Raw genomic sequence first — 19,509 nt, 5'->3', positions numbered from 1 at the left:
CTCACCAACCCGGCACGGCCACCCGCACCGCGCTGATCCGACCGGAGCGCGTCTGCGCCGTCACGGCCGGGTCGTAGCTGTCGGCGGTCGCCAGGTAGAGGGTGCGACCGTCCTCGCCACCGAGCGCACAGTCGATCGCGCACTCGCCGGGTGCATCGATGCGGTCGGTCACCTCGCCGCCCTCGAGGACCCGCAGGAACTCCCCCGTGTCGACCGAGCAGACCCAGATCGCGCCGTCACGGTCGACGGTGCTGCCGTCCGGGGTCACGCCGCCGGGCAGGGCTGCCCACTCGCGCCGCCCGGTCAGTGAACCGTCGTCCTCGATGTCGAACGCGGTGAGCCGGCCGCCCCACGTCTCGCTGACCACCAGGGTCCGGGTGCCGGGCAGGATGTTGGCGCTGTTCGGGAACACCAGGCCCTCGGCGGCGAGCCGGACGGAGCCGTCGGGGTCGATCACGTAGAGCGGGCCGGGGCGCAGCTCCTCGCCCGCGTAGAGGTCGTACCCGAAGGCACCGATGTAGGTCCGGCCGGTGTGGGCGTCGACGACCAGATCGTTCACGAGGGACGACTCGATGGTGGACAGGTCGGCGAACACCGAGGTGCTGGCGTCCGGCTCGACGGCGACGACCGTGCGGGACTCCATCGAGCTGATGACCAGCCGCCCGTCGGCCAGCCACCCGAGTCCCGACGACTGCCCGTCGACGGTGGCTTCGAGCCGGGGGCCGTCGGTCGAGGCAGGGTCGACCGAGAACACCTGGCCGGTGTGCATGTCGGAGTACCAGAGCCGCCCGTCGTGCCAGCGGTTGCCCTCCGGGAACCGGATGCCGGAGATGACGATGTCGGTCGCGGAGTCGAGGGTGATGTGCACGGATCCAGCCTGCCAGCGCACCTGGAGAGCCGCCCGGACGGATGCGCAGACGTCGGCCTAGGGTCGTCCCATGCCGGGTCAGCGACTCATCCACCACCTGGGCGTCTTCGCCAGCGACTTCGCCGCGAGTGACGCGTTCTACACCGCTGCCCTCGCGCCGCTCGGCATCGGAGCGGGCTACCGCACGGTCTCCGTCGCCGAGTTCTGGCAGCACGGGAACGACACCCCGAGCGTCTCGCTCGAGACCGCCCGGGCCCCCGAGGCGGTGACACGCGGGCTCCACCTGGCGTTCGAGGCCGGGTCACGGAGCGAGGTCGACGCGTTCCACCGCGAGGCCGTCGCCGCCGGCGGGGTGTCACGACACGAGCCGCGGTACTGGCCTGAGTACCGCGCGTACACGGCCTTCGTGTCCGACCCGGACGGCAACAACGTCGAAGCGCTGATCAAGGAGCCCAGGCCCTGACCCGCAAGACCGAGGTCTGAGCGACGCACCCGGCACGACGCTCGGGGCACGACGCACCGGGCACGACGCATCTGGCACGATCGACCCATGCCCCTCGACGGAACTCCCCTGCACCGGCTCGGCTTCCTGACGATCGGGTCGTTCGACCCCGCCCGACCGTCCGAGGGCCACGAGGACACGCTCCGCGTCATCGAGCGTGCGGAAGCGCTCGGCTTCGACAGCGCGTGGCTGCGCCACCGGCACCTGCAGCACGGCATCTCCTCCCCCGTCGCGGTGCTGGCCGCGGCGTCGCAGCGGACCTCGCGGATCGACCTCGGCACCGCCGTCACGCCGATCGGGGCGGAGAACCCGTTCAGCCTGGCGGAGGACCTCGGCACCGTCGACGTGCTCCTCGGTGGCCGACTGAACCCCGGGTTCTCGGTCGGCACCCCGATGAACTTCGACCTGTACCGCGACGCGATCTACCCCGACACCCTCGAGCACGAGGACCTGGGCAACGACCGGCTCCTGCGCTTCCGCGACCTGGTTCGCGGCGACCACGTGACCGGAACCGACACCGTCGAACGTCGGGGCATCGAGGAGTTCGCGAGCACCGTCCAACCGCACAGTGACGGCCTGGCCGACCGCATCTGGTACGGCACCGGCAGCACGAAGTCGGCAGTCTGGGCCGGCGAGAACGGCTTCCACCTGCTGACGTCGAGCGTCACCCGCAGCGAGAACGGCACGAACTTCGCGACCAACCAGCGGGCCCAGATCGACGCCTACCTCGACGTCCACCCCGACCCCGACTCCGCCCGTGTCTCGCAGGGGCTGGTCGTCATCCCGACCGACACCGCGACCCGCGAGCAGGAGGCCCGCTACCGCGCCTACGTCGCGAGCCGCTCGGGGCGCGTGGGTGTGCCGATGGGACCCGCGGGGATGCTCTTCGCCGCCGACCTGGTGGGGACCTCTGCCGAGATCGCGGACCGGTTGCGTGCCGACGCCGGCTACCAGGCGGTCACCGAGGTCGCCTTCGCACTGCCGTTCTCGTTCGAGCCGGACGACTACGCGCAGATCATCACGGACATCGCCGAGCACCTGGGTCCGCAACTCGGCTGGGCGCCGGGACCGGCGGCCTGAGAACGGCGCCAGACCGCCGGACGGGAGGCACGGGGCCAGCTTTCGCCGTGCCTCCCGTCCGCTCTGTGGTCGCGCCCAGGGCGCGTGATCAGTCCTGCTGGTCGGCCTCGACCGCATCCCGCAACCGGTCGAGCACGTCCGGCACCGCGGAGCGCACCCGGCTCCAGCTCGGGATGAACGGCTTGTCGTTCGGGCGCGCGGTGAACGCGCCACCGGCGTCGAGGATCGCCTTGGTGAAGAGCTCGACGGCGGCTTCTTCCGCGTGCTGGTCGAAGCCGAGGCCGCTCATCTCCGCCTCGTGCCGGTAGACCTCGACGATGTCGAGCGCGTTCCGGTAGTACGTCGCCTTGAGCACCCGGAACGAGTCCGAGGTGAGCGGCACGCCCATCGTCGCGAGCTTCCGCAGCAGCGACTGCACGATGTCGTTCCCCATGCGGGCGAGTCCGCCGGTGCCGTCGGCCTCGGCGAGGGGTTGGTGCTTGTGGTCGTAGGCGTCCGCGATCTCCACCTGGCACACCTGGCGCGTCGCGTAGTCGCGGTACACCTCGGACAGCATGCCGATCTCGAGGCCCCAGTCCCCCGGGATCTTCAACCCGTTCAGCACGTGCGCGCGCATCGCGAACTCGCCCGACAGCGGGTACCGGAAGCTGCTGAGGTACTCCAGGTACTCGGACTCGCCGTAGACCTGGCGGAGCGACCGGAGCAGCGGACCGACGAGCAGGCGTCCGACGCGCCCGTTGATCCGGCCGTCGGCGACGCGGGCGTAGAAGCCCTTCGAGAACTCGTAGTCGAACGCGGGGTTCGCGACCGGGTAGAACAGCCGCGCGAGCATGCCCCGCTCGTACGTGGTGATGTCGCAGTCGTGCAGCGCGATGCACTCGGCGCGCTCCGACGCCAACGCGTAGCCCGTGCAGTACCAGACGTTCCGGCCCTTGCCCGGCTCGCCGGGAGCCAGCCCCTCGCGCTCCAGCTCGGCGTCGAGCTCCCGCAGGCGCGGCCCGTCGTTCCACAGGATGCGGTGCCGCTGCGGCAGCCGTGCGAAGAACTCCCGCGCGTGCTCGAACTGCGCACGGTCGGCGCGGTCAAGCCCGATCACGATCTCGCTGAGCCAGTCGGCCTCGGCCAGCTCGTCGACGATCCGTGCGAGCGCGGGACGCTCGAGCTCCGAGTACAGCGCCGGCAGGATCAGGCTCATCGGCCGCTTCTCGGCGAACCCGCGCAGGTCGTCCTCGATGCTCGCGGTGCTGCGGCGGCCGAGGTCGTGGAACGTCGTGATGACGCCGTTCTGGTGGAAGTCGCTCATCGGTGGCTCCTGACGGACGGGGTGGTGAACCGGGTGAGGCCCTCGGCCCAGCCCTGCGGGCCGGGGGCGGTCGTGCGGTGGACGCGCTCGGGGCGGTCGTCGGCGAGGGGTCCGGGTGCCGGGCCGTGGCCGCGCACGACGACCGCCAGGTCGACGGCGTCGAGGAGCGCGGTGTCGTTCGGGCCGTCGCCGAGCCCGATGGTGCGCGGGACGGCGCCGGTGCGGCGCTCGTGGTCGGCGACGAGCAGGCGGACCGCGGTGCCCTTGTCGCGTCCGGCCGGCAGGACGTGCCAGAAGCGGCCGCCGCGCACGAGGTCGAGGCCGGCCGCGGCGAGCGCCCGTCGGAACGCCTCGGCGCGGTCGTCGTCCTCGGCATGCCAGAACAGGACCTCGGAGGCTTCGCGCTGCCGGGCGGCGGCCGCCGCCACGACGTCGAGTCCGGTCCACGCGGCGACGACCGCGTCGGTCTCGCCGCCGAACGTCGCGAAGTGCAGGTCCAGGTCCGCTCGGATGCGGTCGAGATCCGCACAGAGCCGCGCGACTTCGCCGTCTGGCGGTCCCGCGAGCACGTTGCCGTCTCGTCCCACGACGATCGCGCCGTTCTCCGCGACGAACGCCTGCCCGTCCAGACCGGTCCGCCGCTGCAGGGCGGTGATCTCGGCCCGGGTCTTGCTGCTGCAGAACACCACCGGCACGCCGTCCGCGCGCAGGCGTTCGAGCATCGGCAGGGCAGCGTCGAACGAGTAGTCGTGGTGGTCGAGGAACGTCCCGTCGAGGTCCGTGACGACCATCAGGTCGGGTGGTGGCATCGTGCTCCGCTCGCGGCTGGCTGGGCTGCGGGCGACGATGCCCCGGACCACCCTGCCATGCGCGGGAGTCCGGTTGGTGAACGGCGCATCCCGGCATTTTCCACGCACGTGTCGGAAAAGTCGTATGGTGGGTCCGTGCAGAGCAGCGCGCCCGTGCGGGCAACCGATCCCCGTCCAGCGCGGACCCGTGCCGCGATCGTCCGCGCCGTCGAGGGCCTCGCCGCCGACGCGTCGACGGAGATCACCGTCAACGCGATCGCCCGCGCTGCCGGGGTGAGCCGGAGCGCGTTCTACGCGCAGTTCGCGGACCTCGACGACCTCGCGGTCGCGATGCTGGTCGACGCCTTCCGGGACATCGGGCTCGACGACCTCCGGGCACGGGACGACCGCGATGCCGACCTGCGCACCCTGGCCGTCTCGGCGAACCGCCGGATGCTCGCGCACATCGGTTCGCGTTCCGCCTTCTACCGGGCGTCCCTGGACTGGCGGTTGTCCGGGCGGGTGCACGAGAGCGTGGTCGCCGCGTACGCGCAGCAGGTCCTCGCGACGATCCGACTGCTCGGCGTGCGCGTCCCCCGGACCGTCCACGCCGAGGACACCGCCCGGTTCATCGCCGGCGGTGCGATCGCGATGCTCACGGCGTGGCTGCGCGACGACGCTCCCGCCGAACAGGACGCGATGGCCGAACGACTGGTCGCCGTCATGCCCGAGTGGCTGGTCGGCAGCGACTGACCCCTGACTTCTCCGCTGCCCGAGCGGAGCTCGCGCGCTCCCGCGCGCCGACGTCGACGATGACGAGAGGAACCACCATGAGCAGGACGTACGTGGTCACCGGAGCCGCTTCCGGTATCGGCAAGGCCACCGCAGAACGACTCGAAGCCGACGGGCACCGCGTGATCGGTGTCGACATCAAGGACGCGGACGTCGTCGCGGACCTCAGTACCGGCGAGGGCCGCACCGCGCTCGTGCACGAGGTCGAGCAGCGCTCCGGAGGCCGGGTCGACGGCGTGATCGCCGTCGCCGGGCTCGTCGCGGCGAGTCCCGTGACGGTCGGGGTCAACTACTTCGGCGCGACGGCCACGCTCGAGGGACTCCGCCCGCTCCTCGCCGGCTCCGACGCCCCGCGCGCCGTGGTCGTCGCGTCCCTCGCGGCCCTCGAGGAGGTCGACGAGGGCCTGTACGAGCGGCTCCTCGCGGACGACGAGCCGGGCGCACTCCAGGAGGCCGAGCGCATCGGCACCGCGACGAACGCCGCCGGGTCCAGCGCCATCTACTCGACCACCAAGAAGGCGATCGCGCAGTGGGTCCGCACCCACGCGAAGGACCCGGAGTGGGCCGGCGCCGGCATCGCACTGAACGCCATCGCTCCCGGCGTCATCGAGACGCCGATGACCGCCGCAGCACTGGAGAGCGCCGAAGGCCGCGCCGCCCTCGACGCGGGAGCCCCGTCTCCCCTGGACGGTCCGGCCGCACCACCCGCAGCCCCGGCAGCGCTCCTGGCCTGGCTCGCCAGCGCCGAGAACACGCACGTCACCGGACAGATCGTCTTCATCGACGGCGGCGCCGAGAGCATCCGACGCCCCGAACGCATCTGACCCCCACCACGAGAGCAGGAGACACGACATGGCACGACTCGACGACAAGGTCGCGATCATCACCGGCGCAGCGAGCGGCATGGGCCTCGCCGGAGCCCAGCTGTTCGCCCGGGAGGGCGCGACCGTCATCATGACCGACGTCAGCGAAGCGGCACTGCAGCGGGAAGCGGCCACGATCCGCGACGAAGGAGGTCGGGCCACCGCGATCACGCTCGACGTCACGTCGCCGGAATCGTGGAACGGCGTCGTCGAACGGGTGGTCGCCGACCACGGACGCGTCGACGTGCTCGTCAACAACGCGGGCATCCACATCGCGAAGGGCATCCTCGAAGCCGAGCTCGACGACTGGAACACGGTCATGGCGGTGAACACCACCGGCGTGTGGTTCGGCATGAAGTCGGTCATCCCGCACATGCAGCGGCAGGGCGGCGGCTCGATCGTCAACGTGTCGTCCATCGCCGCGATCGTCGGCGGCGTCTCCGATGCCGGCGGAGCCGCGTACTCGGCGTCGAAGGGCGCCGTGCGGTCCCTCACGAAGCACGCCGCACAGTGGTTCGCCGGCGACGGTGTCCGCGTCAACTCGATCCACCCCGGTTCCGTCTACACCGGCCTCGCCGCCGCTGCGGGCATGACGAAGGAGACGATGGCCGAGCAGCTCGGCGGCGAGGTGCCCCTGCCGCCGCACGTCGGCGAACCGACCGACATCGGCTACGGCATGGTCTACCTCGCCTCCGACGAGGCGAAGTACGTCACCGGCGAGGAACTCGTCATCGACGGCGGCTGGACCACCCACTAGCCGCTTCCGAGACGGATGCGGCCTCCTGCGCGCGTGGACCGGGCCCGGGACGCGACACCACGGCGGACGGGAGACAGGGTGCCAGCCGGCACCGTGCCTCCCGTCCCTCGTCGCCCCGACAGTGGACACTGAAGACGTGAACGCACGAATCCCTGGCCGCGTCGGCGTCGGTGCCGCCGTCATCCTGACAGCGGCTCTGAGCGCTGCCGGTTGCAGCAACGCTCCCGGGAGCAAGGCGGCGGATCCGTCCGAAGCGAAGCAGTCGATCGTCAGCATCGTCGAGGAATCCGCCGACGCCGTCGGCGGTGACTGGACCGTGTACCGCGGCCCTGCCGCCGAGGTCTGCACCCAGTCGGGCGGTGGGGACGGCGCCCGTTTCGTGTACATCCTGGAGCGGAGCGACACCGACGGCACCGACGCGGCTGACATCCGTGCGGTCGAGGATCTCTGGCAGGCGAAGGGCATCACGACGGAGCGGTTCGAGAGCGGCGGCTCGGACCCGCTCACCGGCATCCGGGGTGTCGACGGCACGGTCACCTCGATCGGCTTCAACGCCTACCCGCAGCGGTACAGCGTCACCGGGGTCTCGAAGTGCTCCGACGGGGATGTGCAGGAGCTCCGCAGCGCCGAGTGAGGCAGGCGCCATGGTCCGCTGATCGCGCCGTGACACCCGCCCTGACGGGAGGTGGGCCCCACCCGCCGGTACCGGCGCACCGCGCCAGCGGGGTGACGGCCGTGCCGGGAGGCCCGGTGCCAGCTGGCACCGGGCCTCCCGTCCCTCGTGGGGACGTCTACCGAGACAGCCCCGTCACGGGGCCGTCCTGGCGCCCGGCTGCGCGACTGATCGGCGAAGGATCGCCGAGCAGTCGTCGGGTCCAGTCCGCAAGGGCCGCGGTCGCGGTCCGCGAGATCGCGGCGTCGGGCACCATGCTCGTGAACCCGTGGAAGGCTCCGGGCCAGACGTGGAGCTCCGCGTCGACCCCTGCTGCCCAGAGGCGGCTCGCGAAGGCGACGTCCTCGTCGCGGAAGACCTCAGCACTGCCGCAGTCGATGTAGGTGCGCGGCAACGCCGACAGGTCTGCGGCACGAGCCGGAGCGGCGTACTCCGAGACGTCCGCCGTGGCACGGCGTGCCCCGAGGTACGCATCCCACGCGAAGCGGTTCATCTGACGGTCGGCGACCCCGACGCCGTCGATCTGCTGGGTCGAGACGGTCTCGTCACGGTCGTCGAGCATGGGTGACACGAGGATCTGCGCCATCAGGTCGGGACCCTGCCGGTCACGGGCGAGCAGGGCTGTCCCCACGGCGAGTCCGCCGCCGGCGCTCTGCCCCGCGATGACGATCCGTGCCGGGTCGATGCCGAGCTCGTCGGCGTGCGCCGCCACCCAGACGAGACCGGCGTAGCAGTCCTCCACCGGGTACGGATCGGGGTACTCGGGTGCGAGGCGGTAGTCGACGCTGACGAGGACCACGTCGTGGTCGAGCAGCCAGTCGTCGAACGAGTCGAGGTTCCCGAGGTGGTGGCCGAACATCATGCCTCCGCCGTGGATCGAGAAGACGGCCGCGGTCGCGCTGGTCGCGCTGGTCTCCTCAGTGCGCTCGACGCGGTCGATGATCGCGAGGTCGACGGGGTCGCCGAGGTGCCCCGGCACGGTGACGGTGCGCCGCTGGTACCCGCGGGAACGCAGGCGCTCGTCGACGACGTCCTCGGGCACGTCGAGCTGTCGCATGCGGGGCAGCATCTCCGCGGTGAGGGTGAACGGACCGCGGGCCTCGAGCGCCGTCAGGAAGGTCGCGAGTTCGGGGTCAAACGGCGGGCGGGCGATGGGGTCGGACACGGGCGCACTCCTTCGATGAAGAAGTGGCGACTCCCGTGAGACGCGTGTGCGGTCCCGCCTGCCGGAGCAGCGCGGGCTTTTTCCCTCTGCCGACGACAGTAGTGCACACGACACCACGGGTCGCACACCGCTGTACACGGAAGCGGGCGTCAGCTGTAGGACGCGCGGTTGATCGCCACGAGGAATCGCCCCTCCGTGGCGTCACCACCGCCTCGGACGTAGTCGCCGATGACCTCCATCGCCAGGTCGCGGCGCTTCGGCACGCGCTCCTTCTCGGCGGCGGCGAGCCAGTCCGGCATCTCGGCGCGCGTGCGGTCGGTGCAGTAGACGGGGGAACCAGGCTGCTGACGCCACGACTCGGCGAGGACGCCGGCGTCGACGGCGTCGAAGCCGGTCTGCTCCACCAGCTGCATCGCGAGGGCTCGATCGGCGTCGCGGTCGGCCGCCACGGGGATCGCCACACGAGCAGGGTCACCCGGTTCCACGGCCTTCGCATCGAACGACTGCGAGGTGATCGCGTTCCACGCCTTCACGACGGGGCGTCCGAACAGCTCCGACAGCCACACGCTCTCCGGAACGCCCTCCTCGAAGGCGCGCACCGAGCCGTCGCGCATCGGGTAGTAGTTCGAGGTGTCGATGACGACTGCGCCTTCTGGAGCGGATCGGACGTACTCGGCGATGTCGGCGTTGCGGTTCATCGGGACCGAAACGATCAGGACGTCGACTCCATGCGCGACCTCGGCCGCGGCGACTGCCCTGGCTCCGGTACGCAGCGCTGCCTCGTCGATCGTCTCGGGGCCGCGCGAGTTGGCGATCATCACGTCGTGACCCTGCCGGCTCAGGCGTCGGGCGATGGTGGAGCCGATCGACCCTGCACCGATGATCCCGATCGTCAGGTGGTCTTCTTCTACAACAGACATCCCACTAGGATCAACCTTCTCATTAGTGTGAAGGTCAAGTCGCCCGAGGAGGACGCGTGCGCATCGGAGAGCTGTCGAAGCGAACGGGCGTGCCGTCTCGCATGCTCCGCTACTACGAGGAGCAGGGGCTGATCACTCCGAGGCGTCTGGACAACGGGTACCGGGAGTACGACGAGTACTTGATCGATCGCGTGGGCAAGATCAAGGGCCTGATCGACGCGGGCATCCCCACACGCATCGTGTCGGACATCCTCCCCTGCCTCGGGCAACCCCAGACGATCGTCGTCGAGAACGCCGAACCCGGGTTGTTCGCCCTGCTCGAGACCGAACGCGACCGGATGACCGAGAAGATCGACTTCCTGGTGCACAACCGGGACGCCATCACCAGCTACCTCCGAGCCCTCGAGCTCGCCGGCATCCAGTCACCGGAGACCCGGGCGAGCTAGTCCGGTTCGCCGTTCCGGGCCGGACTGACGGTCCGTCGTCAGGACTTCGCCAGGCAGTTCGGCCAGTACGATCGCACGATGTCGAGCATCGCCGGAAGCCGTTGGGTCATCACCGGTGCTGCCGGGAACATCGGGTCTGCACTCCGGTCGGCACTGTTGGAGCGTCACGCGGTCCTCGTCTCCACCGACATTCGTCCGATCACCTCCAGCGCCCCACACGAGTCCGTCGCAGAGGTCGACCTCGCCGACCTGGAGAACCTGGTGGAGCTCTTCGCCGGAGCGGACGGCGTGGTCCACCTCGGTGGCATCGCCGACGAGGCCGACTTCCACGACCTGGCCGAGGCCAACATCCTCGGGACCTACCACGTGCTCGAAGCCGCCCGGCGGGCAGGGGTACGCCGGGTCGTGTACGCGAGCAGCAATCGCTTGACGGGCTCGTACACCGCGGGTGACCACGTGACGCCCGACATGCCGCCGCGACCTGACGGTTTCTACGGGGTGTCGAAGGCGGCGGGGGAAGCGCTCTGTCGGCTGTACGCGGACAAGTTCGGGATGAGCACCATCTCGTTGCGCATCGGCAGTTACGAGGAGCAGCCGTCGTCCGCTCGAGAGCAGCGGACGTGGCTCAGCCCCTCGGACGCGATCCGCGCCTTCGTCGCAGCGATGACGACGACCGAACACACCGCAGTGTTCTACGCCGTCTCCGCGAACACCGATGGCTGGTGGGACCTCCAGTCCGGGGAAGCCGTCGGTTTCTTCCCGCAGGACGACGCGGCCGCATGGAGCACGCGGGAGCTCATCGACCCCGACGTGCCGCAAGGTGAGAAGTACGCCACCCCCGAGTACTCGACAGACCGGATGCGCCGGTAGGCGATCGTCGACCGGGCCTGTTCCCGAGGCCACGCTCGGGCGCGGCGACCACCGGACGAGCCTTCCCCACCGCCCGCCCGACGCGTACAGTCCCCCGCAAGGTACGACTGGTGAGCGGGGAACGCGATGCGACTGATCACGGGGACGACACTGGTCGTGGCGCTTGCCGCAGCCGCGATGGTCGGCCTGGCGCCGCCAGCGGCTGCGGCCGGGTCGGGAACGATCGCCGTGCAGCTCGCAGCGCCGGACGGCACAGCGATCCGGCTGGCGGACGTCGAGCTCGCGGCGATCGGCATCGACGCCGTCGTCGGGAACGCCACCACCGATGCCGACGGCACCGCGACGTTCACCGACATCCCCGCGCCGGACACCGTCACGGTGACGACACGGCAGCTTCCGCCGCACGGAGCGGCGACCTACGCGCCCGGACTCCGCTCGGACATCGAGGTCCGCGGCGGTTCGACGGTCGCGGTCACCGTGCCGCTCGTGATCGGTGCCACCGTGCAGGGCGGTGTGGCCAGCCCCACGGGGCCCGCCACTGGGCGCCTGATGTACGCCTGGAACGAGGACACCTCGCAGGTGTTCCGGACGACCTCGGACGACAGGGGCCAGTACCGGTTCGTCGGGTTGAGCACCGGGAAGTACCGCATCGAGGCGTACGCCAGCGGAACGGCGTCGCCCGCCGTCTGGAAGACCCGGGTGTACCAGCAGCGTGGGACCCTCCCTGCTTCGCAGGTGACGTTGTCGAGGCACTACGCGCACAGTGACTACGACCTGGTCGTCTTCGCGGCCACGTCGTCCCGCGCCCCCTCGGCGCAGCTCAGTGGCGCGAGGGTGACGGTGACGAACGCGACGACCGGCGCGTCGTTCTCGACCCGGTTCTCGACGCTGCTCGACAGCGAGCAGACGGCGCAGTTCCAGATCCCCTCCGGGCAGTACGTGGTCGAGCTCCGGACAGTGGCGACGACCGCGACGCCGGCGCGTTCGCTGTGGCTCGGACGTCCGGGCGGCGTGTACCAGTACGTGGCCGACCGGGCGCAGGCCGTCCCGGTGAAGGTCGTGTTCGGAGGGTTCAACGGCTGGGGTGGGGCGGTGCCCGAAACGTCCGTGGCCGTGGCCGCTTCGACCGCAGCCACGTCTTGATCCACATGTCGACGCTCCGGGGTGACCGAAGCGGAAACGAGCGGAGCCGGCGACGCCGGGCGCGTGGCCGAGTACAACTAGCCGAGGGTGGTCCGTCCGGCGAGGACGGCGAGGGCGACCTCGGCGAGCGGGAGCTGGTTCCGCCGCGCGTGGTCGCGCAGCAGGGAGAACGCGGTCGCGGTGTCCACCCCGTTGCGGTTCGCGATCCACCCCTTCGCCTGCTCGATCACCGTGCGGCTGTCGAGCGCTGCTTGCAGCTGCCCCTGCGTCGTCACCGCGTCGTCGATGGAGCGCTGCTGCAGGAGCGAGATCGCTGCGATGTCGGCGAGCGCTCGGGCGGCGACGAGGTCGTCCTCGTCGAACGCGCCGGCGGACTCGCCGAACAGGTTGAGCGATCCGATGACGGTCGTCCGGAGCCGCAGCGGGATCGAGTGGACAGCCGTGTACCCGGCGTCAGCCGCAGCCCGGCAGAAGTGCGGCCATCGCGGCTCGGCCAGTCGGACGTCGGGGATCGAGACCACGCTCCCGGTCCGCGCTGCCTCGAGACAGGGCCCGTCGCCGACTTCGAGCTGCAGGAGCTCGAGCAGTCCGCTGTGGTGTCCCACCGAGGCGGTGATCTGCAACCGGTGGTCCGAGCCGAACAACATCAGCCCGGCAGCGTGGACGTCGAACAACGCCGCCGACTCGTCCGCCAGATGCTGCAGCCGCCCGCTGAGGTCCTCTGAACCGGTGGCACTGCCGACCAGCGCGATGATCATCTGCAACAGTCGTCGTTCGCGATCGGCGCCCACGGGGTCACTCCAGATGCTGTGATCAGAAGTGGCTGGTCGTGCCCTGCTCCAGCAGTCGAAGACCGCGTAACACCACCGTACGGCCCGGGGATGCGAACACACCTGGCGCGGGTTCACGTCACCCCGGTGATCCGATCGCAGACGCGCCGTGACGGGTGATGACGGAGCAAGCCGGCGCCGCTCCGCCGGTTCGAGCTGTGTCCGATCGCCGATCCTGCAACGGGTGATCACGGTCCTTGCGCCGGCGGTCGGTCACACCTACGCTGCCCGCATGTGGTGGCGGATCGGAACCGGTGTCGTCCTCGCGGTGCTGCTCGTGCTGTGGTTCGTCATGCACCGCTGGACGGACTTCGGCGCTCGGGCGGCGAAGTTCGAGGGGACTGACCCTGAGGTCGCGGACGCGCTTCGGCAGGCCGAATCGGACATCGCGCGGGGGCGCATGTACTTCTGACGCTCGCTCGCGCGCTGGTGGTCGTCCTGGACGTCATCGAGGGTGATGTCGAACACCCGTCGCAGGGACTCCCACACCGGCTCGTCGGCGGGGCGCTGATCGAGTGCTTCGGCCATCCGGTCGCCGAAGAGGTCGTACTTGCCGATCACGAGGGCGTCCGGGCTCGACACGAGATCCGGGAACGCTGTCACAGCATCCAGCAACTCGACCACCCCGAGGTCGGCCAGCTCGAACTGCTGGTCGAACGCGCTCCTGGTGGAAGTGGAGGTCGACCCATCGACGGACGGGAGGCCCGGTGCCAGCTGGCACCGGGCCTCCCGTCCGTCAGTGGTTCCGCTGCAGATCCCCGATCCCGTATCCGGGGCACGGTCGCGACCGAAAACACGTGCTCGACAAAGCGTTCTACCTCTGCCATGTTAACCACTGAACGGTTGGACTTCACCGTTCAGGGGGGGGGCAGTCAATGAGCAAGATCGGTCAGCAGGCTCGTCGAGTTGCTGCAGGCTTCGCCGCAGTAGTTGTCGGCGGGACAGTGTTCCTCGGCGCGATCCCTGCGCATGCGCAGGGTACGGGAGAGGGGGTCGTCGGCGGGTGGTCCGAGAGCGCCGGGACCATCGATGGCGCAGGAACCGGGATGTCGGTGTTCGCGGTGAACCACCGTGGTGCAGCGGAGCGGAAGACGATCAACGGGACGACGCACAAGCGCTCGCACGGTTGGACGACCTGGGCAGGCGTGCAGCACTACACCCGTGCGCGGCTCGAGCACGGCAGCCGCATCATCGCGGACTCTGGCCGGAAGTGGGGCAAGTCCGGCACCGAAGCAGTTACCGTGTGGAAGCCGTTCCGGCCGAACCAGCCCGGCAGCGGTGTCGGCACCGCGAACACTTACTACGGCAAGTGACACATCGCAGCGGGTGCGAGCCGACAGCTCTCACCCGCTGCGGCGTGAGGAGACGACGTGACGAAGCGACAGCTCACGGTGACAGCTGGCCTGGTCTTGCTGGCCATGCTCCTGACCGTGCTGATCGGAGTGTTCGACGCCCGTCGACGTGTCGTCGCCGTGGAGGGCAACGACCTCCGCGCTGGCCAGAGCGCGTGGGTGACCGCGACGCTCGACGAACTCCGGCGTGCAAGGAGCGCGTTCGAACCGGGAACGAAGGTGTTCGTGGACCTCGAGGAGAAGTTCCGCGCCGTTGCGGTCCTGTCGGGACGGTGGGTGGATGTTCCGCTGCATGACGGGCACCCATTGTCGGGGCGTCCCGGCGAAGCTCTCGTCGGCTCTGACGTCACCGTCCGCGGTGACGACCTCGCTGTCGGTGGCAAGACGTACACCGTGGTGGGACGTCTCGGCGTCCGGGCGGACAGTCTGCTGTCCGATGATGTGGTCCTCGCCGATCCGTCGCAGTTCTCGGGGTCACCCCAGCGGCTGCTCCTGGACGGCCCGAACAGTGTCCGCCACTACAACGCGCAGTTCCCTGGCCGAACCGTCGAGATCATCGACGACGGCACGAACCGCAGGACGAACGTCGACGCCGTGTCGCCGGTCCTGGTCGCGCTCGGCGCGCTCGTCATCATGCTCATCGCCGTGGTCGCAGGTCTTCAGGCTGGACGATGGGAACTCCGCGCTGCCGCCGTCCGCTTCACCACCGGGTTCCGACCGCTGAACTCCCTTCGCAGCGCGGCCGCCAGAGTCGCTGTGATCGGCACCGCCGCCTGTACGACCGCCCTCACGGGCGCGGCGGTCGTCAAGCAGACCACCACCCTCGACCTCGACGTCACCGCCGCAGTCATGGCGGTCGGAAGCGTCGTGTTTGCCCTGTCCGTCGCTTCGTTCTGGCATGGAAGCCGTCGATGGAACTGCTGAACGACCTCCGGTCCAACTGGCCGATCATCGTCGCCAAGATCGTCCTGCTCGTGCTGCTCGCACTCTGCTGGTACAACGTGGCGTCGTTCACCCAGTCCACATCGCAGGCCGTGGCCCAGGGACTGTCCGCTGATGCCGACGTCGACCTCTACACGGTGGTCGACGATCTCGACCCGGACGCTTTCGAAGCGATCCGGCGAGACCAGAACGCGCTCGACGCAGTCGCGTCGTTCGTCGATCGCATCGACGACGAGCCCGGATTCGACTTCATCTCTTCCTTCGACCAACCCGTCACCGTGCAGGACTTCCGCGGCGACGACCGCTTCGACGTCGGCTACGGCACCGAGTACACGCTCAACGGGAAGTACCAGGACGAGTCCGGACGGAGCGTCCAGGACATCAAGTCCATCCAGCTCAACGAGACCGCGTACGAGTTCGCGGGGCTCTCCGTGCAGGACGGCGAGCCGATCGAGTGGGATGCCGTCGACTGGGGGTCCGGCCAGATGCCGGTGCTCCTGGGCGCTGAGTACCGCGGCGTGTACGAGCTCGGACAGCGACTCACCGGCTCGGTCATCCTGCAGGAGCAGGAGCTCGAGGTCGTCGGTTTCCTCGAACCGAACAGTGCCATGTACTTCCGCGGTGAATCGAACCACTACCTCGACGACACCGTCATCGTGCCCTACCCGCCGACACTCGCCGGACTCGACCGAGCAGCACTCGACCGGCTGGATCCCGAGCTGTTCGGGCGCCTGGTGTTCCAGGTACTCAACGCCGACCTCGCCGTCGATCGCAGCCTCGATTTCAGTGGCGTCGTCGCGCGACTCGACGAGATCGGAGACGACACCGGCGTCCGGTCGTACACGTTGCTCGGAGTACCGACCTACCTCGTGCAGCTCTCCCTCGTCCGCCAGCTCATCCAGGACAACCTGATGCTCGTCACCGCGCTGCTCGTCTCGCTCACCGCGGGAGTGGGCATCATCACGGCGTTCCTCAACCGACTTCTCCATCACCGTCGAGCGCCAGTCGCGCGGGTGCACCATCTCCTCGGAAAGAGTCCGAACCACACGAACCGACTGTTCCGCGCAAGCCGCCTCACCGAGTACGCCGCCGCGTTCGGGCTGTTCCTCGCGACCAGCGCGGTGCTCCCCAACGACAGCGCAACGGCTCGACTCGGCGCCAGCACCGTCCTCCTGCTCTGGTGCGTGGTGGACGGCGCTGTCAGCCGACGAGCCGTCCGCATCGAACTGACCACCCAACGCCGAAGAGGTACCCCACGATGATCGCGCTGCGCGACGTCTCGAAGACGATCACCGAGCCCGACGGATCGACCCGAACACTGTTCGACCGACTCGACTTCGACCTTCGCGACGACGATCGGTCAGTAGCCATCACCGGGCGCAGCGGATCCGGCAAGAGCACACTGCTCCGGATCCTCGCCGGCCTCGACACAGACTTCGGCGGGACCTACGAGCATGACGGGCACGTGCTCGAGCGCACCGCGTCCAGGATGGCGGCGCACCGGCTCCGTCACATCGGCATCGTCACCCAGGATCACAACCTGCTCGGCGACCGCAGCGTGCTCGACAACGTCCGGCTCGGCGTTCCTGCTCATGCCGGCTCGGCCGCCCGAGCACATGACGCCCTCGATGCGGTCGGCATCAGTCACCTTGTCGCCAAGCGCCCACGGCGACTCTCGGGAGGAGAAGCGCAGCGCGTCGCGATCGCTCGAGCCATCGCGAAGCGCCCAGCCGTCGTCCTCGCCGACGAGCCCACCGGCGCACTGGACGAGACGACCGAAGACGACGTGCTCGCCCTCTTCGATCGGCTGCAGCAAGCAGGCACCAAGTTCGTGATCGTCACCCACAATGAGCGCGTTGCACAGCGATGTGGACGCCAACTCCAGCTGCACCACGAGCAACTCATCGCGCGCGGCTGAAGAACTCGTCGAACATCTCCCGTTTCGCCGCGTGCGAATCAGTCTCGAGCTCAAGTCCCTCCATGTTGAGGTCGGTTCCGAACAGTCGCAGGATTCCCGGGCCGTTGGACCCCGCGGTCTCGAGGGACACCGAGAACAGCGTCGGCGACGTCTCGCCAGCAGCAATCCGCCGGGCTTCTGCGAACGCCGCACGGTACGTCGCGTCGGTGACGCGGATCACACTGACTGACCAACTCGTGGCGTCCCAGTCGGGCGCGACCATCTCACCGCTCGGCGCATGGAAGAAGTGCACGACGAACGTGTCGCGCTCACCTTCGGTGCCGTACCGCCGTTCGTCCACGTCCTCGATCTGCACGGACTCATCCTGTCAGCGCACGCTGGGGCGTTCGAGCCCGTGAACCAGCAGGGCGCTACGCTCGGCTCGACCTCGGTTCACGGAGACCGCTGGCGGAGCAGGAACGATCGAGGCAATCCCCATGAAGACGCGTTTCGCGAGCACGTTCCGCAGAAGGAACGCTGCTCGAGACGACCTGGTGATCATCTGGGCTCTCAACGTGGTCGGGATCGTCGCCGTGGTCACCTCGTCCGGCTACGTGTTCAACGAGAACCTGTCCGCCTACGGGCTCTGCGCGGCCCCTCCACACACCGGCTGCTCGAACGCACCCTGGTTCAGCAGTATGAGCCTCTCGTTCTTCGGAGGCATTGCCGCGGTGGGCGTCGGCGCTTTCCTGGGCCTCCGACGGTACGGAAATGGCCGTCGCGGCATGTGGTTCCCGCTCGCTGCACTCGGAGCCGTGGCTGCGTTGACGGGATTGTCGATCGCCATCCTCACGATCGCGACTCCGTTGTAGTCCTGCTCGCGCCGAGTCGGATCGGCGTCCAGCAGCTCGGCGTCACTAGGCTTCTCCGGATGTCTTCCAACCCGTTCGGCGAAGTCCCCGTCCTGCCGGTCGCCATTCCCGTCGGCGTGGTCGTGTTCGTCGTCCGACTGGCGCTCCTGCTCCGCGGACGGCGCTTCACGTGGCCGCGTGCTGCCGTCGCGGCCGCGATCGCCGTCTACGCCGCAGGAATCATCGCGAACACGATCTTCCCGATCTTCCTCCGCCCGACGCCGAGCGACGAGCCGTGGGCACCGGCACTGGCGTTGATCCCGTTCCACGACTACGAACTCGCAGATGCGCTCACCAACGTTGCCGTGTTCGTACCGCTCGGCATCCTCCTCCCGCTCCTCATGCGTCGTCCGTCGTGGTTGCGGGTGCTCCTCACCTCAGCGGCGGTCAGCCTGACGATCGAGCTCCTGCAACTCGCCGCGCAGAAGCTGTTCTCCGGTGGTCACGTCGCTGACATCAACGACTTCATCTGGAACACATTCGGTGGGGCCATCGGCTACGCGATCTTCGTCTTGCTCACACGCGTACCGATCGTCGCCGTGCTCGTGAACCGGTTCCGCTGACGCTCGACCGCTCGGGCCTCACGCACCGCCTGAGCTGCAGAGCACCGTCCGCTTGCGATCGGTGAGCGGTCGCTCGCACCGAGACCTCGAACGCCGGGCGGATAACCTTCGGGACATGCCGCCCGAACAGCGTCCGCCGGAGAGCATCGTGCCGCCTCTGGAGGACGGGGAGCGCGACGTCTGGCTCATCGAGTGGCAGGTCGCGGAGGACGCCTTCGACGTCGCCGTTGGCGAACACGTCAGGTGGGACGTCGTGGACGCCGACCGGAGTCGTCTCGGCCATCTCGGCGGCCGACGCCTGGTGATTAAGGAACGCAACACCTACTCCGAGGAACTCGGTGCCGGGCCAGAGCGGCCGATCGTGGGTGTGGTCACCCGGATCGACCAGGTGTCGGTACGGTACGGGCCGTCCGCGAACGGCTCGGGGCAGGAACCGATCTCTGGCTCTGCGATGCAACACGCCGCGCGGGCACTGGCACCACGAATCCCGCACGAGGGGACGATCGTCGGTTGGGTCGTCCGCATCCGGGTCGACTGAGGCCGCGGGATCGCGTCCGGTTCGGCGTCGAGCCGTGCCCACCGGGGTAGGACGCCTCCTTCTTCCGCGCCCACGACGCCGGAGATGCTCGTGCCGAGGAAGCCATCGGGCGAGGGCGGTGGTCCTTCCGACCGGGCACGCCACCCGCTGAAGTTCAGCCCCTCGGTGGCCTGCGATTCGCGCGGACGACGATGACGGCGGAGATCATCACGCAGAGACCACTGACGGCGGTGAAGTACGGCCCTGGCCGGGAAGGATCGAGAGCGATCAGCACGACGTCGGCCAAGAACACGACCAGCGCGCTCC

General features: G+C 69.4%; 23 protein-coding genes and 1 pseudogene. 17 read left to right on the top strand and 7 right to left on the bottom strand.

Annotation, left to right across the window (positions count from 1 at the left end):
- Position 1: 1 nt before the first annotated feature.
- Entirely contained in the window at positions 2-868 is an 867-nt protein-coding gene (locus ACVKXF_RS12420; protein WP_456795878.1) for an SMP-30/gluconolactonase/LRE family protein, read from the bottom strand.
- Positions 869-938: 70 nt separating this feature from the next.
- Between ACVKXF_RS12420 and ACVKXF_RS12415 the strand changes: the two genes are divergently transcribed.
- Both ACVKXF_RS12415 and ACVKXF_RS12410 read left to right on the top strand, forming a co-directional pair.
- Positions 939-1,331, top strand: a complete 393-nt coding sequence (locus ACVKXF_RS12415) for a VOC family protein (protein WP_456795877.1) — start codon at positions 939-941, stop codon at positions 1,329-1,331.
- A gap of 87 nt (positions 1,332-1,418) precedes the next feature.
- Positions 1,419-2,450 (top strand): LLM class flavin-dependent oxidoreductase, encoded by a 1,032-nt coding sequence (locus ACVKXF_RS12410; protein ID WP_456795876.1) that lies wholly within the window; start codon positions 1,419-1,421, stop codon positions 2,448-2,450.
- Between the two features lie 88 nt (positions 2,451-2,538).
- On the opposite strand, the gene ACVKXF_RS12405 is transcribed toward ACVKXF_RS12410, so the two are convergent.
- Positions 2,539-3,753, bottom strand: a complete 1,215-nt coding sequence (locus ACVKXF_RS12405; protein WP_123313578.1) for a glycosyltransferase family protein — start codon at positions 3,751-3,753, stop codon at positions 2,539-2,541.
- Positions 3,750-4,562: an HAD-IIB family hydrolase gene (locus tag ACVKXF_RS12400; protein WP_456795875.1), complete on the bottom strand. Its 813-nt coding sequence runs from the start codon at positions 4,560-4,562 to the stop codon at positions 3,750-3,752. The genes ACVKXF_RS12405 and ACVKXF_RS12400 overlap by 4 nt, the downstream gene beginning before the upstream one ends.
- Before the next feature lie 135 nt (positions 4,563-4,697).
- Here ACVKXF_RS12400 and ACVKXF_RS12395 point away from each other — a divergent pair, with 135 nt between their 5' ends.
- The 4 genes from ACVKXF_RS12395 (at position 4,698) to ACVKXF_RS12380 (ending at position 7,587) form a co-directional block, all read left to right on the top strand.
- Positions 4,698-5,294: a TetR/AcrR family transcriptional regulator gene (locus tag ACVKXF_RS12395; RefSeq protein WP_456795874.1), complete on the top strand. Its 597-nt coding sequence runs from the start codon at positions 4,698-4,700 to the stop codon at positions 5,292-5,294.
- Between the two features lie 77 nt (positions 5,295-5,371).
- The gene (locus ACVKXF_RS12390; RefSeq protein ID WP_456795873.1) at positions 5,372-6,157 is read left to right on the top strand and encodes an SDR family oxidoreductase; all 786 of its coding nucleotides are present in this window, start codon (positions 5,372-5,374) and stop codon (positions 6,155-6,157) included.
- A 28-nt stretch (positions 6,158-6,185) separates the two neighbouring features.
- Positions 6,186-6,953 (top strand): SDR family NAD(P)-dependent oxidoreductase, encoded by a 768-nt coding sequence (locus tag ACVKXF_RS12385; protein WP_456795872.1) that lies wholly within the window; start codon positions 6,186-6,188, stop codon positions 6,951-6,953.
- A gap of 136 nt (positions 6,954-7,089) precedes the next feature.
- A complete protein-coding gene (locus tag ACVKXF_RS12380; RefSeq protein WP_456795871.1) occupies positions 7,090-7,587 on the top strand; it encodes a hypothetical protein in 498 nt (165 codons plus the stop codon).
- A 157-nt stretch (positions 7,588-7,744) separates the two neighbouring features.
- Here the strand turns inward: ACVKXF_RS12380 and ACVKXF_RS12375 are convergent, their stop codons facing one another.
- Together ACVKXF_RS12375 and ACVKXF_RS12370 are read right to left on the bottom strand one after the other, a co-directional pair.
- Positions 7,745-8,791 carry an alpha/beta hydrolase gene (locus ACVKXF_RS12375; protein ID WP_456795870.1) on the bottom strand — a complete coding sequence of 349 codons (1,047 nt, stop codon included), beginning with the start codon at positions 8,789-8,791 and terminating at the stop codon, positions 7,745-7,747.
- A gap of 149 nt (positions 8,792-8,940) precedes the next feature.
- Positions 8,941-9,717: pseudogene (locus tag ACVKXF_RS12370) on the bottom strand (NADPH-dependent F420 reductase); the annotation flags it as partial.
- A gap of 50 nt (positions 9,718-9,767) precedes the next feature.
- Here ACVKXF_RS12370 and ACVKXF_RS12365 point away from each other — a divergent pair.
- The 3 genes from ACVKXF_RS12365 to ACVKXF_RS12355 all read left to right on the top strand — a co-directional run bounded on the left by ACVKXF_RS12365 (position 9,768) and on the right by ACVKXF_RS12355 (position 12,170).
- Complete coding sequence (locus ACVKXF_RS12365; protein WP_123313571.1) at positions 9,768-10,157, top strand: MerR family transcriptional regulator; 390 nt, start codon at positions 9,768-9,770, stop codon at positions 10,155-10,157.
- Between the two features lie 78 nt (positions 10,158-10,235).
- Positions 10,236-11,027 (top strand): NAD-dependent epimerase/dehydratase family protein, encoded by a 792-nt coding sequence (locus ACVKXF_RS12360; RefSeq protein WP_456795869.1) that lies wholly within the window; start codon positions 10,236-10,238, stop codon positions 11,025-11,027.
- Positions 11,028-11,153: 126 nt separating this feature from the next.
- A complete protein-coding gene (locus ACVKXF_RS12355; RefSeq protein WP_456795868.1) occupies positions 11,154-12,170 on the top strand; it encodes a carboxypeptidase-like regulatory domain-containing protein in 1,017 nt (338 codons plus the stop codon).
- Between the two features lie 77 nt (positions 12,171-12,247).
- Here ACVKXF_RS12355 and ACVKXF_RS12350 read toward each other — a convergent pair whose 3' ends face one another.
- Positions 12,248-12,961: an ANTAR domain-containing protein gene (locus tag ACVKXF_RS12350; protein ID WP_456795867.1), complete on the bottom strand. Its 714-nt coding sequence runs from the start codon at positions 12,959-12,961 to the stop codon at positions 12,248-12,250.
- Between the two features lie 271 nt (positions 12,962-13,232).
- On the opposite strand from ACVKXF_RS12350, the gene ACVKXF_RS12345 reads away from it, so the two are divergent.
- The 5 genes from ACVKXF_RS12345 to ACVKXF_RS12325 all read left to right on the top strand — a co-directional run bounded on the left by ACVKXF_RS12345 (position 13,233) and on the right by ACVKXF_RS12325 (position 17,212).
- Positions 13,233-13,412 (top strand): hypothetical protein, encoded by a 180-nt coding sequence (locus ACVKXF_RS12345; RefSeq protein WP_456795866.1) that lies wholly within the window; start codon positions 13,233-13,235, stop codon positions 13,410-13,412.
- A 634-nt stretch (positions 13,413-14,046) separates the two neighbouring features.
- Positions 14,047-14,313 (top strand): hypothetical protein, encoded by a 267-nt coding sequence (locus tag ACVKXF_RS12340; RefSeq protein ID WP_456795865.1) that lies wholly within the window; start codon positions 14,047-14,049, stop codon positions 14,311-14,313.
- Between the two features lie 57 nt (positions 14,314-14,370).
- Positions 14,371-15,276 (top strand): hypothetical protein, encoded by a 906-nt coding sequence (locus tag ACVKXF_RS12335; protein ID WP_456795864.1) that lies wholly within the window; start codon positions 14,371-14,373, stop codon positions 15,274-15,276.
- Positions 15,264-16,556, top strand: coding sequence for a hypothetical protein (locus tag ACVKXF_RS12330; protein ID WP_456795863.1), 1,293 nt, complete (start codon positions 15,264-15,266; stop codon positions 16,554-16,556). The genes ACVKXF_RS12335 and ACVKXF_RS12330 overlap by 13 nt, the downstream gene beginning before the upstream one ends.
- Entirely contained in the window at positions 16,553-17,212 is a 660-nt protein-coding gene (locus ACVKXF_RS12325) for an ABC transporter ATP-binding protein (RefSeq protein ID WP_456795862.1), read from the top strand. The genes ACVKXF_RS12330 and ACVKXF_RS12325 overlap by 4 nt, the downstream gene beginning before the upstream one ends.
- Here ACVKXF_RS12325 and ACVKXF_RS12320 read toward each other — a convergent pair.
- Positions 17,196-17,567 carry a hypothetical protein gene (locus tag ACVKXF_RS12320; protein WP_456795861.1) on the bottom strand — a complete coding sequence of 124 codons (372 nt, stop codon included), beginning with the start codon at positions 17,565-17,567 and terminating at the stop codon, positions 17,196-17,198. The two genes, ACVKXF_RS12325 and ACVKXF_RS12320, sit on opposite strands and share 17 nt — an antisense overlap.
- A gap of 121 nt (positions 17,568-17,688) precedes the next feature.
- On the opposite strand from ACVKXF_RS12320, the gene ACVKXF_RS12315 reads away from it, so the two are divergent.
- The 3 genes from ACVKXF_RS12315 (at position 17,689) to ACVKXF_RS12305 (ending at position 19,203) form a co-directional block, all read left to right on the top strand.
- Positions 17,689-18,063, top strand: a complete 375-nt coding sequence (locus ACVKXF_RS12315) for a hypothetical protein (RefSeq protein WP_456795860.1) — start codon at positions 17,689-17,691, stop codon at positions 18,061-18,063.
- Between the two features lie 59 nt (positions 18,064-18,122).
- Positions 18,123-18,665, top strand: coding sequence for a VanZ family protein (locus tag ACVKXF_RS12310; RefSeq protein WP_123313562.1), 543 nt, complete (start codon positions 18,123-18,125; stop codon positions 18,663-18,665).
- A gap of 115 nt (positions 18,666-18,780) precedes the next feature.
- The gene (locus ACVKXF_RS12305; RefSeq protein ID WP_456795859.1) at positions 18,781-19,203 is read left to right on the top strand and encodes a DUF6578 domain-containing protein; all 423 of its coding nucleotides are present in this window, start codon (positions 18,781-18,783) and stop codon (positions 19,201-19,203) included.
- Positions 19,204-19,509: the final 306 nt, after the last annotated feature.

Source organism: Curtobacterium sp. PvP017 (assembly GCF_054060195.1).
The sequence above is the reverse complement of the archived record's forward strand: the minus strand, read 5'-3'. Positions and strand labels throughout refer to the sequence as shown.

Coding starts and splice junctions, on each gene's coding strand:
- ACVKXF_RS12415 (WP_456795877.1), top strand. CDS start 939: ATGCCGGGTCAGCGACTCATCCACCACCTGGGCGTCTTCGCCAGCGAC.
- ACVKXF_RS12410 (WP_456795876.1), top strand. CDS start 1,419: ATGCCCCTCGACGGAACTCCCCTGCACCGGCTCGGCTTCCTGACGATC.
- ACVKXF_RS12405 (WP_123313578.1), bottom strand. CDS start 3,753: ATGAGCGACTTCCACCAGAACGGCGTCATCACGACGTTCCACGACCTC.
- ACVKXF_RS12400 (WP_456795875.1), bottom strand. CDS start 4,562: ATGCCACCACCCGACCTGATGGTCGTCACGGACCTCGACGGGACGTTC.
- ACVKXF_RS12390 (WP_456795873.1), top strand. CDS start 5,372: ATGAGCAGGACGTACGTGGTCACCGGAGCCGCTTCCGGTATCGGCAAG.
- ACVKXF_RS12385 (WP_456795872.1), top strand. CDS start 6,186: ATGGCACGACTCGACGACAAGGTCGCGATCATCACCGGCGCAGCGAGC.
- ACVKXF_RS12360 (WP_456795869.1), top strand. CDS start 10,236: ATGTCGAGCATCGCCGGAAGCCGTTGGGTCATCACCGGTGCTGCCGGG.
- ACVKXF_RS12355 (WP_456795868.1), top strand. CDS start 11,154: ATGCGACTGATCACGGGGACGACACTGGTCGTGGCGCTTGCCGCAGCC.
- ACVKXF_RS12345 (WP_456795866.1), top strand. CDS start 13,233: ATGTGGTGGCGGATCGGAACCGGTGTCGTCCTCGCGGTGCTGCTCGTG.
- ACVKXF_RS12340 (WP_456795865.1), top strand. CDS start 14,047: ATGTCGGTGTTCGCGGTGAACCACCGTGGTGCAGCGGAGCGGAAGACG.
- ACVKXF_RS12330 (WP_456795863.1), top strand. CDS start 15,264: ATGGAACTGCTGAACGACCTCCGGTCCAACTGGCCGATCATCGTCGCC.
- ACVKXF_RS12325 (WP_456795862.1), top strand. CDS start 16,553: ATGATCGCGCTGCGCGACGTCTCGAAGACGATCACCGAGCCCGACGGA.
- ACVKXF_RS12315 (WP_456795860.1), top strand. CDS start 17,689: ATGAAGACGCGTTTCGCGAGCACGTTCCGCAGAAGGAACGCTGCTCGA.
- ACVKXF_RS12310 (WP_123313562.1), top strand. CDS start 18,123: ATGTCTTCCAACCCGTTCGGCGAAGTCCCCGTCCTGCCGGTCGCCATT.
- ACVKXF_RS12305 (WP_456795859.1), top strand. CDS start 18,781: ATGCCGCCCGAACAGCGTCCGCCGGAGAGCATCGTGCCGCCTCTGGAG.